17 protein-coding genes are annotated in these 17,184 nt (G+C 56.8%); 6 read left to right on the plus strand and 11 right to left on the minus strand.

The window, feature by feature from the left end; all coding sequences use genetic code 11:
- Positions 1–2 precede the first annotated feature (2 nt).
- The 4 genes from GBC03_18810 (at position 3) to GBC03_18825 (ending at position 4,701) form a co-directional block, all read left to right on the plus strand.
- Entirely contained in the window at positions 3–1,166 is a 1,164-nt protein-coding gene (locus GBC03_18810; protein QFS72113.1) for an ABC transporter substrate-binding protein, read from the plus strand.
- Entirely contained in the window at positions 1,139–2,674 is a 1,536-nt protein-coding gene (locus GBC03_18815) for an ABC transporter permease subunit (protein ID QFS72114.1), read from the plus strand. Before GBC03_18810 ends, GBC03_18815 begins: the two co-directional genes overlap by 28 nt.
- Positions 2,674–3,303 carry an ATP-binding cassette domain-containing protein gene (locus GBC03_18820; GenBank protein ID QFS72115.1) on the plus strand — a complete coding sequence of 210 codons (630 nt, stop codon included), beginning with the start codon at positions 2,674–2,676 and terminating at the stop codon, positions 3,301–3,303. The genes GBC03_18815 and GBC03_18820 overlap by 1 nt, the downstream gene beginning before the upstream one ends.
- A 90-nt stretch (positions 3,304–3,393) precedes the next feature.
- A complete protein-coding gene (locus GBC03_18825; GenBank protein ID QFS72116.1) occupies positions 3,394–4,701 on the plus strand; it encodes a sulfurtransferase in 1,308 nt (435 codons plus the stop codon).
- 2 nt (positions 4,702–4,703) lie between these two features.
- Here the strand turns inward: GBC03_18825 and GBC03_18830 are convergent, their stop codons facing one another.
- A complete protein-coding gene (locus tag GBC03_18830) occupies positions 4,704–5,330 on the minus strand; it encodes a CDP-alcohol phosphatidyltransferase family protein (protein QFS72117.1) in 627 nt (208 codons plus the stop codon).
- On the minus strand, positions 5,323–5,892 hold the full coding sequence (locus GBC03_18835; GenBank protein QFS72118.1) for a carboxymuconolactone decarboxylase family protein: 570 nt from the start codon (positions 5,890–5,892) through the stop codon (positions 5,323–5,325). The genes GBC03_18830 and GBC03_18835 overlap by 8 nt, the downstream gene beginning before the upstream one ends.
- Before the next feature lie 75 nt (positions 5,893–5,967).
- On the opposite strand from GBC03_18835, the gene GBC03_18840 reads away from it, so the two are divergent.
- Positions 5,968–6,432, plus strand: coding sequence for a pyrimidine (deoxy)nucleoside triphosphate diphosphatase (locus tag GBC03_18840; GenBank protein ID QFS72119.1), 465 nt, complete (start codon positions 5,968–5,970; stop codon positions 6,430–6,432).
- On the opposite strand, the gene GBC03_18845 is transcribed toward GBC03_18840, so the two are convergent.
- Positions 6,344–6,619 (minus strand): DUF1496 domain-containing protein, encoded by a 276-nt coding sequence (locus tag GBC03_18845; GenBank protein ID QFS72120.1) that lies wholly within the window; start codon positions 6,617–6,619, stop codon positions 6,344–6,346. The genes GBC03_18840 and GBC03_18845 overlap by 89 nt on opposite strands.
- A 238-nt stretch (positions 6,620–6,857) precedes the next feature.
- Here GBC03_18845 and GBC03_18850 point away from each other — a divergent pair, with 238 nt between their 5' ends.
- The gene (locus GBC03_18850; GenBank protein ID QFS72121.1) at positions 6,858–8,201 is read left to right on the plus strand and encodes an NADP-specific glutamate dehydrogenase; all 1,344 of its coding nucleotides are present in this window, start codon (positions 6,858–6,860) and stop codon (positions 8,199–8,201) included.
- A 20-nt stretch (positions 8,202–8,221) separates the two neighbouring features.
- On the opposite strand, the gene topB is transcribed toward GBC03_18850, so the two are convergent.
- From topB to GBC03_18890, 8 genes are all read right to left on the minus strand, one after another.
- Positions 8,222–10,168, minus strand: coding sequence for a DNA topoisomerase III (gene topB / locus GBC03_18855; GenBank protein ID QFS72122.1), 1,947 nt, complete (start codon positions 10,166–10,168; stop codon positions 8,222–8,224).
- A 4-nt stretch (positions 10,169–10,172) separates the two neighbouring features.
- On the minus strand, positions 10,173–11,216 hold the full coding sequence (gene selD / locus GBC03_18860; GenBank protein ID QFS72123.1) for a selenide, water dikinase SelD: 1,044 nt from the start codon (positions 11,214–11,216) through the stop codon (positions 10,173–10,175).
- A gap of 149 nt (positions 11,217–11,365) precedes the next feature.
- Positions 11,366–11,638 carry a DUF202 domain-containing protein gene (locus tag GBC03_18865; protein ID QFS72124.1) on the minus strand — a complete coding sequence of 91 codons (273 nt, stop codon included), beginning with the start codon at positions 11,636–11,638 and terminating at the stop codon, positions 11,366–11,368.
- Positions 11,635–12,009 carry a DUF202 domain-containing protein gene (locus GBC03_18870; protein QFS74061.1) on the minus strand — a complete coding sequence of 125 codons (375 nt, stop codon included), beginning with the start codon at positions 12,007–12,009 and terminating at the stop codon, positions 11,635–11,637. Before GBC03_18870 ends, GBC03_18865 begins: the two co-directional genes overlap by 4 nt.
- Positions 12,010–12,016: 7 nt before the next feature.
- Positions 12,017–12,898: an SIS domain-containing protein gene (locus GBC03_18875; protein ID QFS72125.1), complete on the minus strand. Its 882-nt coding sequence runs from the start codon at positions 12,896–12,898 to the stop codon at positions 12,017–12,019.
- Positions 12,899–12,953: 55 nt separating this feature from the next.
- On the minus strand, positions 12,954–13,814 hold the full coding sequence (locus GBC03_18880) for an aldose epimerase (GenBank protein ID QFS72126.1): 861 nt from the start codon (positions 13,812–13,814) through the stop codon (positions 12,954–12,956).
- A gap of 11 nt (positions 13,815–13,825) precedes the next feature.
- Complete coding sequence (locus tag GBC03_18885; protein ID QFS72127.1) at positions 13,826–15,559, minus strand: sulfatase-like hydrolase/transferase; 1,734 nt, start codon at positions 15,557–15,559, stop codon at positions 13,826–13,828.
- Positions 15,560–15,573: 14 nt separating this feature from the next.
- A complete protein-coding gene (locus GBC03_18890) occupies positions 15,574–17,106 on the minus strand; it encodes a PTS glucose transporter subunit IIB (protein QFS72128.1) in 1,533 nt (510 codons plus the stop codon).
- Positions 17,107–17,184: the final 78 nt, after the last annotated feature.

The following is a 17,184-nucleotide window of genomic DNA, read 5'->3' on the forward strand; positions in this document are numbered from 1 at the left end:
CGATGCGTTGGGGATTACTACTTGCGGGCCTGTTGCTGACCGCTCAGAGCCACGCCGAACAGAACTGGCAGCAGATCAAAGATGAAGCCAAAGGCCAGACCGTCTGGTTCAACGCCTGGGGCGGTGACACCGCCATTAACCAGTACCTTGACTGGGTCAGCGGCGAGATGAAAACGCACTATGCGGTCAATCTTAAAATCGTGCGCCTCGCCGATGCGGCTGATGCCGTGAAGCGTATCCAGACGGAAGCCGCCGCCGGGCGGAAAACCGGCGGTTCTGTCGACCTGCTGTGGGTCAACGGTGAAAACTTCCGCACGTTGAAAGAGGCGGGATTGTTGCAGACCCAGTGGGCGGAAACGCTGCCCAACTGGCGTTATGTCGATACGCAAAAACCGGTACGTGAAGATTTCTCTATTCCCACTGACGGGGCCGAATCTCCGTGGGGCGGCGCGCAGTTGACGTTTATCGCGGACAGCAACGTGACGCCGCAGTCGCCGCAGAGTCCGCAGGCGCTGTTGGCATTTGCCCAGGCGCATCCCGGTACCGTCAGCTACCCTCGACCACCGGACTTTACCGGCACGGCGTTCCTGGAGCAGTTACTGATCTCGCTGACAGACTCTCCGCATGCGCTCACCGTCGCACCGGATGCCACCACCTTCGCCCGGGTGACCGCGCCGCTGTGGCGCTACCTTGACGCGCTGCATCCCGCGCTGTGGCGCGAAGGCAAGGATTTCCCGCCATCTCCGGCGCGGATGGACGCGTTACTCAACAGCGGGACGCTGCGCCTGTCGTTAACCTTTAACCCCGCGCACGCTCAGCAAAAAGTCGCCAGCGGTGAATTGCCGAAAAGCAGCTACAGCTTTGGCTTTAGCGAAGGAATGATTGGCAACGTTCACTTTGTCACCATTCCGGCTAATGCCCTTGCCAGCGCCGGAGCGAAGCTGGTCGCCAACTTCCTGCTCTCGCCTGACGCCCAGTTGCGGAAGGCCGACCCGACAGTCTGGGGCGATCCGTCGGTCCTGGATGCGAAAAAACTGCCCGCCGCGCAGCAGGCGGCGCTGGAAGCACGCATGCCGGATGGCCTGCCCGCCGTCCTGCCCGAGCCTCATGCGGCCTGGGTTAACGCGTTGGAGCAAGAATGGCTGCGCCGCTACGGCTCGCGCTAATGCTTCTTGCCTGGCTGGGCATGGCGACAATATACGCGCCAGTACTGCCGGCCAGCGTGCTGCTAATCGCCCCCGCGCTGTCGTTGGCGAACTGGCAGGCGCTTTTTGCCGATCCCCAACTGCCGCAGGCGTTGCTGGCAACCGTGGTTTCAGTGTTCATCGCCGCCGCTGGCGCGCTGTTTATTGCGCTAACGGTTGTGGTGGCGCTCTGGCCAGGCATACGCTGGCGGCGGTTGAGTACCCGCCTGCCGTGGCTGCTCGCCATTCCCCATGTCGCGTTTGCCAGCGCCGCGCTGCTGCTCTTTGCCGAAGGCGGACTGCTCTGGCGCGCGCTGCCGTTTTTCTCGCCCGCGCTCGATCGCTACGGCATTGGGCTTGGCGTGACGCTGGCGGTGAAAGAGAGCGCGTTCGTGCTGTGGATTTTATCTATTTTACTGAGTGAGAAACGACTGGCTCAGCAAGTCATCGTCCTGGATTCACTGGGCTACAGCCGCCGACAGGCGCTCTGCTGGTTGTTATTGCCCACCATTGCCCCCGGGCTGGGTATCGTGATGCTGGCCGTGGTGGCGTGGACGATTTCGGTGGTAGATGTTGCCATTATCCTGGGTCCCGGCAACCCGCCAACGCTGGCGGTCCTCTGCTGGCAGTGGCTTAGTCAGGGAGACAGTGAACAGCAGATCAAAGGCGCGCTGGCGAGCCTGCTTTTACTGGCGCTACTCGCCCTCTTTATCCTCGCAGGCTACCTGCTCTGGCGCGGTTGGCGACGCACGCTTCCCGACATCCGCGGCGTGCGTCAACACCGTGTTCCACCTCTGACAGGGAAAACACTGTCGCTGTCGCTACCCGCAACGGGTGTGCTGTGCACGGTATTGTTGACCCTTCTCGCACAGCAATCCGCGCTTAATCCCGAGGCATTAACCCACAGCGTAATGGCAGGACTGGCCGCCAGCGCGCTGGGGTTGGTCATTTTGCTGCTATGGCTGGAATGGGGGCCGCAGCGCGGACATCGTTGGGTCTGGCTGCCGATCCTCCTTCCGGCGCTGCCGCTGGTGATGGGGCAATATGCGCTGGCGCTGCACCTTGAACAGGACGGCCAGTTTGCAACGATCGTCTGGGGGCATCTGCTGTGGGTAGCACCGTGGATGTTGTTCGTCCTGAAACCGGCCTGGCAACGCATCGATCCCCGTCTGCTGCTGATTGCCCGCACGCTGGGCTGGTCGCCGATGAAAATCTTTTGCACCGTAAAATGCCCGCTGATTTTACGTCCTGCACTGGTGGCGCTGGCGGTGGGTTTCTCCGTCAGTATCGCGCAGTACATGCCGACGCTGTGGCTGGGCGCGGGCCGTTTCCCGACGCTGACGACGGAAGCGGTCGCCCTCAGCAGCGGTGGCAGCACCGGTATCCTGGCCGCGCAGGCGCTCTGGCAATTGCTGTTACCGCTGTTAGTGTTCGCACTGATGGCCGGGCTTTCATCATGGGTCGGCCACCGCCGGCAAGGATTGCGCTAATGCTCACCGTTCGCCATCTTACTCTGTTTCTTAACCAGGCCCCGCTGTTTGGCCCGTTAACCTTCGACGTTGCAAAAGGTGACATTGTCACATTAATGGGCCCCTCCGGCTGCGGCAAGTCTTCACTACTGGCCTGGATGGTGGGTGCGCTGACACCGCCACTGCACGCCAGCGGTGAACTGTGGCGGGATGAACAACGTCTGGATGTGCTCCCGACGGCCCAACGCCAGACCGGCATTTTATTTCAGGATGCCCTGCTGTTTGATCATTTTACGGTGGGGCAAAACCTGCTGCTGGCGCTCCCCGCCGGTCTGAAAGGCCCGGCGCGCCACGATGCGGTTCATCACGCGCTTGAACGCGCGGGCATGGCGGGTTTCTCTTCTCGCGATCCCGCCACGCTGTCTGGCGGCCAGCGCGCGCGGGTCGCGCTGCTTCGCGCCCTGCTGGCACAGCCCAGAACATTGCTGCTGGACGAACCCTTCAGCCGTCTTGATACTGACAGACGGGCAGACTTTCGTCAGTGGGTCTTTGACGAAGTGCGTCGACTGGACATTCCGGTCGTTCAGGTGACCCATGACGCGCAGGATGTTCCGCCGGGAGGCCACGTTTTGCAGTTATCTCCCGCATAGTGAAACTGCGCACATACTGCGTTAACGCAAAGTTTTTCAGCTACAGCGAGCACAGAATGACGCCTCCTTATCTCAACGTCGGGCAATTCGATGAAACGTGTTTCTCAAATGACCGCGCTGGCACTGGCTTTAGGGCTCGCTTGCGCTTCCACCTGGGCTGCTGATATGGCGCAGGCGCTCAACTTCAAACAACTGACGCAAAAACAGGGTACAGCCATCGATACCCGCCCAAGCGCGTTCTACAATGGCTGGCCGCAGTCGTTAAACGGCCCTTCCGGCCATGAACCCTCCGCCCTGAATCTCTCTGCAGGCTGGCTCGACAACATGAGCGACGAACAGCTCAACGCCTGGATCCAGCAGCATCAACTGAAATCCGCCGCCCCTGTCGCGCTGTACGGCAACGACAGCGATGTGCAGGCGGTGAAAAGTCGACTGCAAAAAGCGGGACTGCAGCAGGTTGCCACGCTGAGCGACGCGCTGCAGGAGCCCGCCCGTCTGCAACGACTGCCGCATTTCGAACAGCTGGTTTATCCGCAGTGGCTGCATGACCTGCAACAGGGTAAAGAGGTGACCGCGAAACCCGCCGGTGACTGGAAAGTGATCGAAGCCGCCTGGGGCGCGCCGAAGTTTTATCTGCTCAGCCATATTCCGGGTGCGGATTACATCGACACCAACGAAGTGGAAAGCGAGCCGCTGTGGAACAAAGTCTCCGACGCCAGCCTGCAGGCGATGCTGGCGAAACACGGTATCCGTCACGACACCACGGTTATCCTGTACGGTCGCGATGTTTACGCCGCGGCACGGGTGGCGCAGATCATGCTGTATGCCGGGGTGAAAGACGTTCGCCTGCTCGACGGTGGCTGGCAGACCTGGTCTGATGCCGGGCTGCCGGTCGAGCGCGGTACACCCGCGAAGGTGAAACCGGAGCCCGATTTTGGCGTGACCATTCCGGCGCAGCCGCAGTTAATGCTTGATATGGAGCAGGCGCGCGGGCTGTTGCACCGTCAGGATGCGTCGCTGGTCAGTATTCGCTCCTGGCCGGAATTTATCGGCACCACCAGCGGCTACAGCTACATCAAGCCAAAAGGTGAAATTGCCGGCGCGCGCTGGGGACATGCCGGCAGCGACTCGACCCATATGGAAGACTTCCATAACCCGGACGGCACCATGCGCAGCGCGGAAGATATCGCCGCAATGTGGAAGCAGTGGCACATACTGCCGGATCAGCAGGTCGCCTTCTACTGTGGCACCGGCTGGCGCGCGTCAGAGACGTTTATGTACGCCCGGGCGATGGGCTGGAAAAACGTCTCAGTCTATGACGGCGGCTGGTATGAGTGGAGCAGCGATCCGAAAAACCCGGTCTCCACAGGCGAACGCGGCCCGGACAGCAGCAAATAATCTCACCCATTCTGACGCTGAAGCCCTTTCAGCGTCAGATAACCACTCCAGACGCGCGTCAGCGTCGTCATCCAGCACAGCGTGCCGAAGATCCACGCCAGTACGGCGAAGTACGCCGGGAAAAGGCAGCCGAGCACAAAGAGTGCGATCGTTTCCGTTCCCTCCGTCAATCCGCCCAGATAGTAAAAAGACTTGTGTGCGTAGCCGGGGTTATCGATATTGTGCTTTGCGGCCAGCGCAGCAAAGGCGAGAAAGCTGCTGCCGGTGCCGATAAACGCAAACAACAGCCAGCTTCCCGCCAGCGCGTTATGCTGCGGATCGGCCAGAATGAAGCCAAACGGCACCAGCGCGTAAAACAAGAAGTCGAGCGCGATATCGAGAAAGCCACCCGCATCGGTGAGTCCTCTGCGTCGCGCCAGCGCGCCGTCAAGACCATCCAACAGCCGGTTCAGCGCAATCGCCACCAGCGCCGCCAGATACCACCCCAGGGCCAGAAACGGCAACGCCAGCGCGCCGAGAGCAAATCCAACGAGCGTCAGCCCGTCCGGAGAAATCCCCGGCCTGTCGAGCACGCCCGCGCAGCGGTGGAGCAGCGGTTTGAGCCGCGGATGAAGATGCCTGTCAAGCACGCGGCGCTCCTTTGAGACTGTCGCACAGCCCCTGCGAAGGAATGTCCAGCGCGGCGTTGAAACGCGCCGAGAGGTTCTGGAAGGCCAGCAGCGCGGTCATCTCACTAATGACCTCATCGCTGAAATGCTGCTTCATTTGCGCTTTCAGGGCATCGTCTACCTGCGGCGGCGTGGCGGTCACGGCGTCAGCATAGGCCAGCGCAATGCGCTCTTCTGTCGTAAAAAGCGACGATGCCTGCCAGTTCGCCACCGCCAGTACTTTTTCCATCGCGCCACAGCGCTCTGCCAGACGCAGGCTGTTGGCGTCCACGCAGAATGCGCAATGGCAGACCTGCGACACGCGCGTCATCAGCAGCGCCCGCATCACCGGCGTCAGACGGGCGCGTTTACGTTCGAGAAATCCCACAAACAGCGCCACCAGCCAGAACAAAAACGGCATCCGCCCCCACCAGCGCGTCGGATGTAGTACCTCGCCGTAGTGTTTTTTTTGCGTCATCACGAGAGGGCTAAGAGAGGCAGGGAGGCGGGTCAGCGGCGTTACCCACGATTGCGGATCGTTCAAGGGGGACTCCTGGGACTTCAGGTCAATCAAAGATGACGATAGTATGTCACTTTCTGCTGTTGAACATTGACGAATATGATGAAAACCCTCGACGTTGTTGCCGCGATCGTTGAACGTGATGGCAAAATTTTGCTCGCCCAGCGCCCGCCACAGGCGGACCAGGCGGGACTATGGGAATTTGCCGGTGGCAAGGTGGAAGCGGGCGAAACGCAGCCACAGGCGCTGGTCCGCGAACTGCGTGAAGAGCTAGGGATTGAGGCCACGGTAGGGTGCTATATTGCCAGCCATCAGCGTGAAGTCTCCGGGCGGATGATTCATCTGCATGCCTGGCATGTCCCCGCGTTCAGCGGAGAGGTGATAGCGCATGAGCACCAGCAGCTGGTGTGGTGTGAACCGCAGGCCGCGCTGGACTATCCGCTCGCCCCCGCCGATGTTCCTCTGCTTAACGCCTTTATGATTTTACGCGCCGCCAGACCAGCGGATTCGTGCCGATCGTTTTCTCATCGCGCTGACACTGCAACAGCACGCCATCGGCTTTAATCACCGCCCCTTCTGAATAATTCTGATCCTGATAAATGCAGCACTGATTACAGGGCTGCGCGCGCTGCCCACCGGAGCTGAAGACCTCCGGCGGTACGTTCACCTGAACATCCGGGCGAATATTTTGATTCGCCAGGGTGGATAAAGAGAGTGTCATCAGCGCTGCCGCCATCGCGATAAAACGCATAGGGTTTCCTTACTATTTCGGGACTGTTCTCAGTATAACGGTAACCCGCGCGGGAAACTTTACTCTCTTGCGTCATCGCTTTTCGTTATGACAGCCGTTTCGTTATTAATTTGTCTGGCTCCGGCATTTTTTCCTTGCTATCCGTCACATTCCTGGTGGTATAGTCAAAATCTGCAAATGCACTTAATACAAACAACATAAATACAACCACATTAAAATATAAGAGGTTTTTATATCTATGGATCAGACACGCTCTCTGGAATCATTCCTCAACCATGTCCAAAAGCGCGACCCGAATCAAACCGAGTTCGCGCAAGCCGTCCGTGAAGTCATGACCACCCTGTGGCCGTTCATTGAGCAAAACCCGCGTTATCGTGAAATGTCGTTGCTGGAACGTCTGGTTGAGCCAGAGCGTGTGATTCAGTTCCGCGTCGTGTGGCTGGACGATCGTAATCAGGTCCAGGTTAACCGTGCATGGCGTGTACAGTTCAACTCGGCGATTGGCCCGTACAAAGGCGGGATGCGCTTCCACCCTTCCGTGAACCTGTCGATCCTGAAGTTCCTCGGTTTTGAGCAAACCTTCAAAAATGCGCTGACCACCCTGCCGATGGGCGGCGGTAAAGGCGGAAGTGATTTCGACCCGAAAGGGAAAAGTGAAGGCGAAGTGATGCGTTTCTGTCAGGCGCTGATGACTGAACTGTATCGTCATCTGGGGCCGGATACTGACGTTCCTGCCGGAGATATCGGCGTGGGCGGTCGTGAAGTGGGCTTTATGGCCGGGATGATGCGTAAGCTTTCCAACAACAGCGGCTGTGTGTTTACCGGCAAAGGACTCTCCTTCGGCGGCAGCCTTATCCGTCCAGAAGCAACCGGCTACGGTCTGGTCTACTTCACCGAAGCGATGCTCAAGCGTCATGGTCTGGGCTTTGAAGGGATGCGCGTGGCGGTTTCCGGCTCCGGCAACGTGGCGCAGTTTGCCATTGAAAAAGCGATGGAATTTGGCGCTCGCGTGGTGACGGCCTCCGACTCCAGCGGCACCGTCGTGGATGAGAGCGGCTTTACGAAAGAGAAACTGGCGCGTCTGTGCGAAATCAAGGCCAGCTGCGACGGTCGCGTGGCCGACTACGCCCGTGAGTTTGGCCTGACCTATCTGGAAGGTAAACAGCCGTGGTCAGTGCCGGTCGATATCGCCCTGCCGTGTGCAACGCAGAACGAACTCGATGTCGACGCTGCCCGTCAGCTTATCGCCAACGGCGTGAAGGCGGTGGCGGAAGGGGCAAACATGCCGACCACCATCGAGGCAACCGACCTGTTCCTCGAAGCCGGCGTGCTGTTTGCACCGGGCAAAGCAGCGAACGCCGGTGGCGTTGCCACCTCCGGTCTGGAAATGGCGCAGAACGCTGCGCGTCTGAGCTGGAAGGCGGAAAAAGTGGATGCCCGTCTGCACCACATTATGCTTGATATTCACCATGCCTGCGTCGAGTACGGTGGCGAAAGCAAGCAGACCAACTATGTCCGTGGGGCGAACATCTCAGCCTTCGTGAAGATTGCCGACGCCATGTTTGGCCAGGGTGTGATTTAATTCACCGCGGCACGAGCGTATTACACGCCCGCCTCTGCTTCTGCTGATGGCGGGCTTTTTTTCGCCGCGCGTTTGCGGGGCGCGCTCTTTTTCTTATCTGCATCGCCGGGTGCCACAATGCCACGGAAGCGGCGTACCGGCGTACTCCGCGCCTGATCGATCAGTTGATACAGCGTCCCCACCAGCGGCTGCATAAAATCCTGATAGCGGCACTGCTTTTCGCTGATTTGCGTCAGTATCGACTCCCAGTGGGCGGTCATGTCAGGACGGGTCGCCATCTCCGGCAGCGAGTGGAACAGCGCTTTCCCGGCATCGGTGGAGTGAATGTAACGCCCTTTCTTGACCAGAAAGCCGCGCTTAAACAGCAGTTCAATGATCCCGGCGCGGGTGGCTTCGGTGCCCAGCCCATCCGTTGCGCGGAGGATCTTTTTCAGATCTTTATCCTGCACGAAGCGCGCGATCCCGGTCATCGCCGACAGCAGCGTGGCATCGGTAAAGTGGCGCGGCGGCTGGGTCTGGCGTTCAACAACCTCCCCCTTTTCGCACAGTAATTCATCGTCTTTCGCCACCACCGGCAGCGGCGTGCCGTCGTTCTCTTCATCACGCTCTTTACTGCCGAGCAGCGTCCGCCAGCCCGCTTCTGCGAGGAACCGGGCTTTAGCAACGAATTTACCCTTCGCGATGTCCAGTTCAATCACGCATTTACGGAATACCGCATCCGGGCAGAACTGCATCAGGTACTGACGGGCGACCAGGTTGTACACCTTCGCTTCGTTCTCCGTCAGATTGATGTTGTTACTGCGTGCCGTAGGGATAATGGCGTGGTGCGCATCGACCTTTTTGTCATCCCAGCAGCGATTGCGGGTATCGGGATTCACCGCCGGTTGCGGCAGTAGATCCGGCGCATGCACGCTGATGGCGTTCATCACCGCATGACGTCCGGCAAAGTGCTCTTCCGGCAGATAGCGGCAATCGGAACGCGGGTAGGTAATGAGTTTATGGGTTTCATACAGTTTCTGGCAGATGTCGAGCACGTTCTGCGCGCTCAGACCAAAGCGCTTTGCCGCTTCAATCTGCAATGTGGAGAGCGAAAACGGCAGCGGTGCGGATTCTGATTCCCGTTTATCGTTATAGCTGGTGACAATCGCCGGCTGTCCGTTGATGCGGTTGACCACATGCTCCGCCAGCGGACGATGTAGCAAACGCCCCTCTTCGTCCTGATACGGTTCACACGCTTCGCTTGGCTGCCAGATGGCGGTGAAACGTTCATCCGCAGGGGTCACGATATGCGCTTTCACTTCAAAGAAATCTTTGGCAACGAAGTTTTCGATCTCTTCGTCACGGCGTACCACCAGTCCAAGCACCGGCGTCTGTACGCGTCCGACGGAGAGTACCCCCTGATAACCGGCATTACGTCCGAGGATAGTGTACGCCCGGGTCATGTTGATGCCGTACAGCCAGTCCGCGCGGGCGCGAGCCAGCGCTGACACGCACAATGGCACAAATTCACTGTTTGAACGCAAACGTTCAATGGCGCGCTCAACGGCCTGCGGGTTGAGATCGTTGATCAAACAGCGCTGCACCTGATGACGCTTTTCCGGTGCCAGTTGCAGGTAATCCAGCACCTCATCGACCAGCAGTTGCCCTTCGCGATCCGGGTCGCCCGCATGGATAACCTCACTGGCCTCATGCAGAAAGCGTTTGATCACGTTGAGCTGTTTGGTTACGGAAGGACGCGGCTGCAATTGCCACTTTTCCGGCACGATCGGCAGGTCGGCCAGATTCCAGCGCGCATAACGGCTGTCATAGACATCGGGCTGCGCCTGTTCAAGCAGGTGACCAATACACCAGGTCACCACCTGACCGTTACCGCATTCAATAAAACCATCGCCTTTGCGGTGCGGTTTAGGCAGCACATCGGCAATGGCACGTGCCAGACTCGGCTTTTCGGCAATAAACAACCGCATCGAATTAACGGATCTCAACCATGGCGCGTCCGCCACGGGCTTCAACCAGTTCGCCAATCGCCGTCAGTTCGATACCAAACTCGGCGGCTGTCGCTTTAACTTCCTCTTCGGCGTCTGGCATCACCGCCAGCAGCAGGCCACCGGAGGTTTGCGGATCGCACAGCAGGGAGCGCACCGCCTGCGGCATTTCTCCCATCAGGTGTCCATAGCTGGCAAAGTTACGCTCAGTGCCGCCCGGCACGGCGCCCAGGCGGATGTACTCTTCCACTCCCGGCAGTTTAGGGATGTCCTGATAACAAATCTGCGCCTGCACGCCTGCGCCCTGGCACATCTCGCTGAGGTGGCCCAACAGACCAAAGCCAGTCACATCGGTCATGGCTTTGACGCCGTCGATGTTGGCAAATGACGCCCCGGCAATATTCATCCGACACATCACTTCCGTCGCCAGCCCCTGGTGTTCAGGTTTCAACAGCGATTTTTTCTCAGCGGTGGTCAGCACGCCGATGCCCAACGGCTTGGTCAGGAAAAGCTTACAGCCGGCCTGGGCAGTGCTGTTTTTCTTCACCCGTTCAGTGGGGACGATGCCGGTCACCGCCAGACCAAAGATTGGTTCCGGCGCATCAATCGAGTGACCGCCCGCCAGCGCAATGCCCGCCTGACGACAGGCAAAACGTCCGCCTTCGGTCACTTCGCGGGCGATTTCTGGTGACAGCTTACTGATTGGCCAGCCCAGGATCGCGATCGCCATAATCGGTTTGCCGCCCATCGCGAAAATATCGCTAATGGCGTTGGTCGCCGCAATGCGGCCAAAATCAAACGGATCATCGACAATCGGCATAAAGAAGTCAGTGGTACTGATGACGCTGGTGCCATTGCCCAGATCGTATACCGCCGCGTCGTCACGGGTTTCATTTCCCACAAGCAGGTTCGGGTCGACAAACTTCGCCTGCTCGCTGTGCAGGATGGTTTCCAACACTTTCGGGGAAATTTTACAACCGCAACCCGCTCCGTGGCTGTACTGCGTTAAACGAATAGCTTGCTCGCTCATGGACATCTCCTGTCATTGCAATCGGGCTATGGTAGCGCTCATTCCATGAAGTGATAAGAGAGAGTGTCCGAATTCCGGCGTCTTTGCTCAGAATCTATGCAAACAGATGGGCTATTACGCCGTAATCCCGCGTTGAACTGGCGATTTTCTTACCAACCCGCCAAATACTCTCCCTGGTTTATCAGCAGTATTACCCCCGAAAGCACCACGAGCAGAGAAATCAACATATAGCGACCACGAATGATTCCACAGAGTAACGTCAACGTCCCTATCAGTAAAAGTATCCCACTGAGGGCATAAAGCACATGACCACTTCGTATCCAGCCACGCAGGCAGAGCAATGCCGGAATGAGCATCGACCACCCGGTGCGACGCCAGGCGAGTTCGGTACGTTCCGGTTGTAGACCCGAGTCACGACTCATCCTCCCCGCCCTTGCCAGAGAAGCACCGCAAGCAGTATTGCCAGCAGCAGCATCAACCCCGATAAGAGCAGAAGCCCCGACGTGTACGGCAAATCGTTATCCAGACGCATTGCGTATTCGTTTTGTCGCCAGCGCCGCCAGGCCATCACGCCTGTGCCCGTTGCCGCAACGAGCAGTAGCATCGCCAGTGTGGTTCTGAGCTCTGCGCTGGAGAGCGCTGGGGAGAATTGTTCGATCCCGACGGCACCCGCCATCAGCGCCAGCGCGGTACGGATCCATGCCAGAAACGTACGTTCATTCGCCAGTGTAAAACGGTAATCGGGCGTTTTGCCTGCCTGCCACCATTTGCCATTTAGGTTATCTGTAGACAGATTTGTATTATCCCGTTGACTCACGTTTAATCCTTTCTTTTATCAGTAATTCTTTGATCGACAATCCCGTCGACGCGCTGTCTTTAAAATTGTGCCGCGTGATTTCGGTGCACAGAAACTCAATAATGAACAGTTGGGAGATGCGCGTGGCGATAGAATCTCCCTGCCACGGCCCGGCGCTCCCGCTAGTGAGCACATAGCGATCAGCCATTTCGGTCAATGGCGAATGCGGGCTATGGGTGATCGCCAGACACTGCGCGCCAGCCTTTTTTGCCAGCGTAAAAGCATTGACGACTTCCGGTGTTTCCCCCGAATGAGAAAACGCCACCACCAAATCCTCCGGCTTCAGATTCGCCAGTTTTAGCGTCATGGTGAAGCGGTCCGTGTAGGCTTCCGAATCGATACCCTGACGATTCATTTTGTCGCGCGCCTCCATCGCTGCGAGGCCTGACGCGCCAAAACCGACAAAGAGTACCCGGTTGGCCGTCATAAGTTGTTGCACCACAGGATGCACTACCCGCATATCCAGCAAGTCAATCGTTTCTTTCAGAGTGGTTTCCACCGTCATCGCAATCTTCTGCGCAACATCTTTGCGTGAGTCATCAAGAAAAATATCCGGGGAAACCGGCAACGTCTGTTCGCTTTCTTCAAGCAGTTCCCGTTTCAGGGCGCTTTTGAGTTCTAACAAACCGGTATAACCGATTTTTTTGCAAAAGCGCACAATGGTTGCTTCACTCAGTTGCACCGCCTGCGCCAGTTTACTGACAGGCATTTGAGCTACCTGCGCGGGTTGGCGGAGGATGAATTGTGCGATCTGCCGATCGGTCTCTCCCAGTCCCCCCATTACATTGCGGATGTAGACCCGAACATTGTCCCGATTCACACTCATGATGACTCCCTGCCGTTGTCGCGAAAAGAATTGCCGTATTCTGGCAATCCCTTCCTCACTCGTCCACAGCAAAACCGACGCGAGTCTCAAAACACTGACATTCACCAGGAACAAGACACCGCATTCCTCGCTTATTCATCACCTGTCCCTGAAATTCAGGATCGTCCGTCGTTCCTGCCAACGGCTCAATGCAGAGCAGATCGCTTCCCGGAACGCCCCACAGCACCAGCCACCCCTGCATACCCGTTTCCAGCGTCAGCGCGATCTGGCCTTGCGGGGAGCGCACAATGACTCTCTGCTCCTGACTGTTGCCAAAATAAACGGCACCAGATTTAAAACATTCTGCGGTTAAGAGAAAACGCCACGTCTCAGGTGGATTATCAGGAACGACAAGGGTTCTGTCGCGAGTGTAAAACGGTCCATGGACTGGCTTGCCTACAAATTCCACTTGCCAGCCAGGTCTGGTTATCGGTAAGGAAAAACCGGGATGCCAGCCGAGTGAAAACCAAAACGGACGAACGTCATCATTAAATACCCGCTGACAAACGCGGATCCCCGTATCGTCCAGCGAAAATGTCACCTGAATTCGCCACCGCCAGGGCCAGACAGAAAGCGTTTTATCCGTCGCCATAGCTTCCAGTGTTAGCCAGTCGTGGCATCGCTCCACGCAGGTAAACGTTTGATGGCGCAAAAAACCGTGGTCAGGCAGCGCATAAAAGTCTGCCCCCTCCCACACTCCCTGGTGGATCAAACGCCCGGTCACCGGAAACAATTGCGTTGCGCTGTTATTCCAGACGCCGGGCGTGGCTTGCCATAACCACTCTCTGTTCTGTCGACGATCCCAGATGCGAGTCAGTTCTGCGCCTGATGCGTTGATATCGACACAAAAACGCGGATTTTCCAGTTGCCAGATCATCCTTATTTCCCTTATTCCGTTCTCAGCAACAGCCGGGTCTGATAGATCAAGGCTTTGTGCCTGTCACCCGCAAAATGCTGGTCAATAAGCGCTAAGATATCGGCTTCGGTGAACAGATGCCCTTCGGCGAAATGCGCCAGCACTTGTTGCGCCTGGTCTGCAAATGCCGACAGCACAAACCGCAATGCTTCCTGCACGCCTGGCGTTTCACAGTGATTATTGCCGTTTTCTCTGCGTAGTGTAAAAGACGCCTCCCTGGCACGGGATAGCACGTCAAGTTCGAAACGGGCGTAAAGTTCCGGCGGTGCATCATGATCCTGCATCAATTGCTTCATCGCCTGCGCCAGATGAAATGCACGCTCACTGTCGTGCAGAGAATCTTTCTGTTGCGGATCGCCGGACAGTTCGAAAAGCTTATCGCCAAAACGCCACGGATTCAGATAGCCGAACGTCGCCGGGATCTGCATCAGTTGCGCACCCTGGGTAAAATCAAACCCCGGATGGATGCGAATATTGTTTAATTCACCGGGTTTAAACATGCTGTCGATTCGCGTCGGCATCAGCGTGTACTCGTACAGTCCTGCGTTGCCCTCTTCACGCGGGCAGCGCATGTACACAGACTGACCGTCGGTGATATTGATATGGCCGCCAAAATAGCCATACAGCGCATAATCGCGCACCGGAGAATCGCTCTCGACTGCCGGACGTAACGGCCTTCCGGTCATTGACGACGGTAAGGGAACCCCGAAGTACTCCAGTAATGTCGCGGGGATATCTATCGTCTGAGCCAGTGCGCTACGCCTTACACCTTCTGCATTACAACGCGGATCGCGAATAAAAAACGGCGTGTTGGCTATTTCGTTGTACACCGGCATGATGTTTTTGCCCCACCACTGGTGCTCACCCAACAGGAAGCCATGATCGGTACAGACGATAAACAGCGTATCCTCCCACAGATCCAACGCCTTCAGTTTGTCCATCACCTGTCCGAGGTAGTCATCACACATGGTGATCAATGCCTGGTAAAATTTTCTGACCTTGTCATCATTCGCACTGCCCGGAGCACCGCAATAATAGGGCACCCAACCATCAAATTCTTCCGGCTTGCAACCATATTGAGCCAGATACTTCTCTGGTACGAAAAACGGTTCGTGGGGATCGAAGCACTCAATCTGCAATAGCCAGTTATCCTGATGCCGATTGGTCTCCAGAAACTCGATACCTGCGCTGATGGTGCGGTGGGTGAAGTGTTCCTCTTGCGTGGGCATAGCGGCACGATTAATCAAATCCTGGATCATCCTCCCGCTACGACGACGCAATGTCTCTTCGTCTTCTCTACCCTGCCAGTGAATAAGAGGTTTCTCCACCTGACCTTTCCAACTGTCGCCTTCCTGACCACGAATAAATTCAAAGGTGGAGTAACGTGGATGATAGGTCGCCCCGCCGTCACGCCAGTAATGCTTGTGATCGGTCACCAGATGCGTGTGAATGCCCGCCTGACGCAGCGTCTGAAAAGCCGAGAAATCGAAAGGTTCCAGCGGGCCCCAACTGCGATGCAAAAAGTTATAACGCCCGGTATGCAGTTCACGTCGTGCGGGCATACACGGCATACTGCCGACGTAGAAGTTGTCAAACTGCGCTGACTCCTGCGCCAGGCGAGTGAAATTCGGCGTGATCGCATCTCCACCATATGGCGCAAGATGATTACGGGTCAGCGTATCAAACATCAACATAACTGCTTTCATAAGACGTCTCTTCTTTATGAACCAATAAATTCTTCAACTTCGTTCTTAATCAGCGTGACGTGCGGACCGTAGACCACCTGGACGCCTTCCCCCCGGATAAACGCGCCACGACTGCCCAGCGCCTTAAATGCTTCGACCGCAACATGCTGAGGATTTTTAACGGTGACGCGCAGTCGCGTGGCGCAGCAATCCACCTGAACAATATTCTCTCTGCCGCCCAGCGCCTGCACGATACCCGCGGCACGTTCGTCACCCGCCACTGCAACCGTCTCTTCCATTTCCTCTTCGCGACCTGGCGTTTTCAACTGACGCCAGTTGATCAGGAAGCGGAACGTGAAGTAGTAAAGACAGAACATCACCGCCCCCAACGGCAGCATCAGCACCCAGTTAGTTTTGGCATTGCCCTGTAACACCCCGAACAACAGGAAATCAATTAAGCCGCCGGAGAAGGTTTGCCCAACGGTAATTTGCAGGATGTGGGTCAGCATAAAAGCAACGCCGGTCAGTACGATATGAACGCCATACAGCAACGGCGCGCAGAACATGAAGGCGAACTCCAGCGGTTCGGTGATCCCGGTAACAAAGGCGGTAAGTGCAGCAGACAGCATCAGACTCGCCACTTTTTTTCGGTTCTCAGGACGTGCAGAGTGATAGATGGCAAGCGCAGCACCGGGCAGACCGAACATGAAATCCGCGAAGCGTCCCGCCATAAAGCGTGACACGCCGATATAGTATTGCGTGACGGACGGATCGGTCAGTTGCGCAAAGAAGATTTTCTGCGTTCCTTCTACCAGGTGCCCGTTCACCATCGTTTCGCCGCCGACGCTGGTTAACCAGAACGGAAGATAAAAAAGATGATGTAATCCTAATGGGATAAGACATTTGAGGATCATGCCGTAGAACAGCGTGCCGACGTAGCCGGTTTTTTCAACCAGTCCACCAAGATGGGTGATCCCCATCTGAATATGCGGCCAGACCCAGAACAACGCGACGCCGAGGAAAATGGCAAAAAACGAACTGACAATCGGTACAAAACGTGAACCACTAAAAAAAGCCAGCAGATTCGGCAGTTCAGTTTTACCAAAACGTTTTTGTACCCAATACGCCAGCAACCCGCTCATGATCCCGCCCATCACCCCTGTTTGCAGCGTGGTGATGCCCATGACGCTGGCCTGACCTGCCGCCGTCAGATTGTCGACCGCCAGTGTCCCGGAAAGGAGTAAACAGGCGTTGATCGCTTTATTCATGACGATAAAACAGAGTACGGCAGCCAGTCCCGCAGTACCTTTGTCGCTTCGCGCCATTCCGACCGCGATACCCACGGCAAACAACAGCGCCAGATTATCAAAGACCACGCTGCCACAAAGTTTCATTACGGTAAAAATAGCCTGAAACAGTTCATTGTTCAGAAGCGGGTAGGTCGACAGGGTCACCGGATTGGTAAACACACCGCCAAATCCCAGCAGCAGCCCGGCCGCAGGGAGGACCGCAATCGGCAACATGAACGACTTACCCAGGTTTTGTGCTCCAGCAAACAATTTGCTCATAAGAATCCCTGATGTTGATGTTATGCAATTTAAATTTCATGTATAGTGTTTTTTATGAAATTTATATTTCGATCATTG

Source organism: Citrobacter telavivensis (genome assembly GCA_009363175.1).
Lineage (GTDB): Bacteria > Pseudomonadota > Gammaproteobacteria > Enterobacterales > Enterobacteriaceae > Citrobacter_A > Citrobacter_A telavivensis.

Bases quoted from the DNA above. Each gene is read 5' to 3' on its own strand.
- GBC03_18825 (QFS72116.1), top strand. From the start codon at position 3,394: ATGAAACGTGTTTCTCAAATGACCGCGCTGGCACTGGCTTTAGGGCTC.
- GBC03_18820 (QFS72115.1), top strand. From the start codon at position 2,674: ATGCTCACCGTTCGCCATCTTACTCTGTTTCTTAACCAGGCCCCGCTG.
- GBC03_18885 (QFS72127.1), bottom strand. From the start codon at position 15,559: ATGAAAGCAGTTATGTTGATGTTTGATACGCTGACCCGTAATCATCTT.
- GBC03_18840 (QFS72119.1), top strand. From the start codon at position 5,968: ATGATGAAAACCCTCGACGTTGTTGCCGCGATCGTTGAACGTGATGGC.
- GBC03_18815 (QFS72114.1), top strand. From the start codon at position 1,139: ATGGCTGCGCCGCTACGGCTCGCGCTAATGCTTCTTGCCTGGCTGGGC.
- GBC03_18880 (QFS72126.1), bottom strand. From the start codon at position 13,814: ATGATCTGGCAACTGGAAAATCCGCGTTTTTGTGTCGATATCAACGCA.
- topB (QFS72122.1), bottom strand. From the start codon at position 10,168: ATGCGGTTGTTTATTGCCGAAAAGCCGAGTCTGGCACGTGCCATTGCC.
- GBC03_18890 (QFS72128.1), bottom strand. From the start codon at position 17,106: ATGAGCAAATTGTTTGCTGGAGCACAAAACCTGGGTAAGTCGTTCATG.
- selD (QFS72123.1), bottom strand. From the start codon at position 11,216: ATGAGCGAGCAAGCTATTCGTTTAACGCAGTACAGCCACGGAGCGGGT.
- GBC03_18810 (QFS72113.1), top strand. From the start codon at position 3: ATGCGTTGGGGATTACTACTTGCGGGCCTGTTGCTGACCGCTCAGAGC.
- GBC03_18850 (QFS72121.1), top strand. From the start codon at position 6,858: ATGGATCAGACACGCTCTCTGGAATCATTCCTCAACCATGTCCAAAAG.
- GBC03_18875 (QFS72125.1), bottom strand. From the start codon at position 12,898: ATGAGTGTGAATCGGGACAATGTTCGGGTCTACATCCGCAATGTAATG.
- GBC03_18845 (QFS72120.1), bottom strand. From the start codon at position 6,619: ATGCGTTTTATCGCGATGGCGGCAGCGCTGATGACACTCTCTTTATCC.
- GBC03_18865 (QFS72124.1), bottom strand. From the start codon at position 11,638: ATGAGTCGTGACTCGGGTCTACAACCGGAACGTACCGAACTCGCCTGG.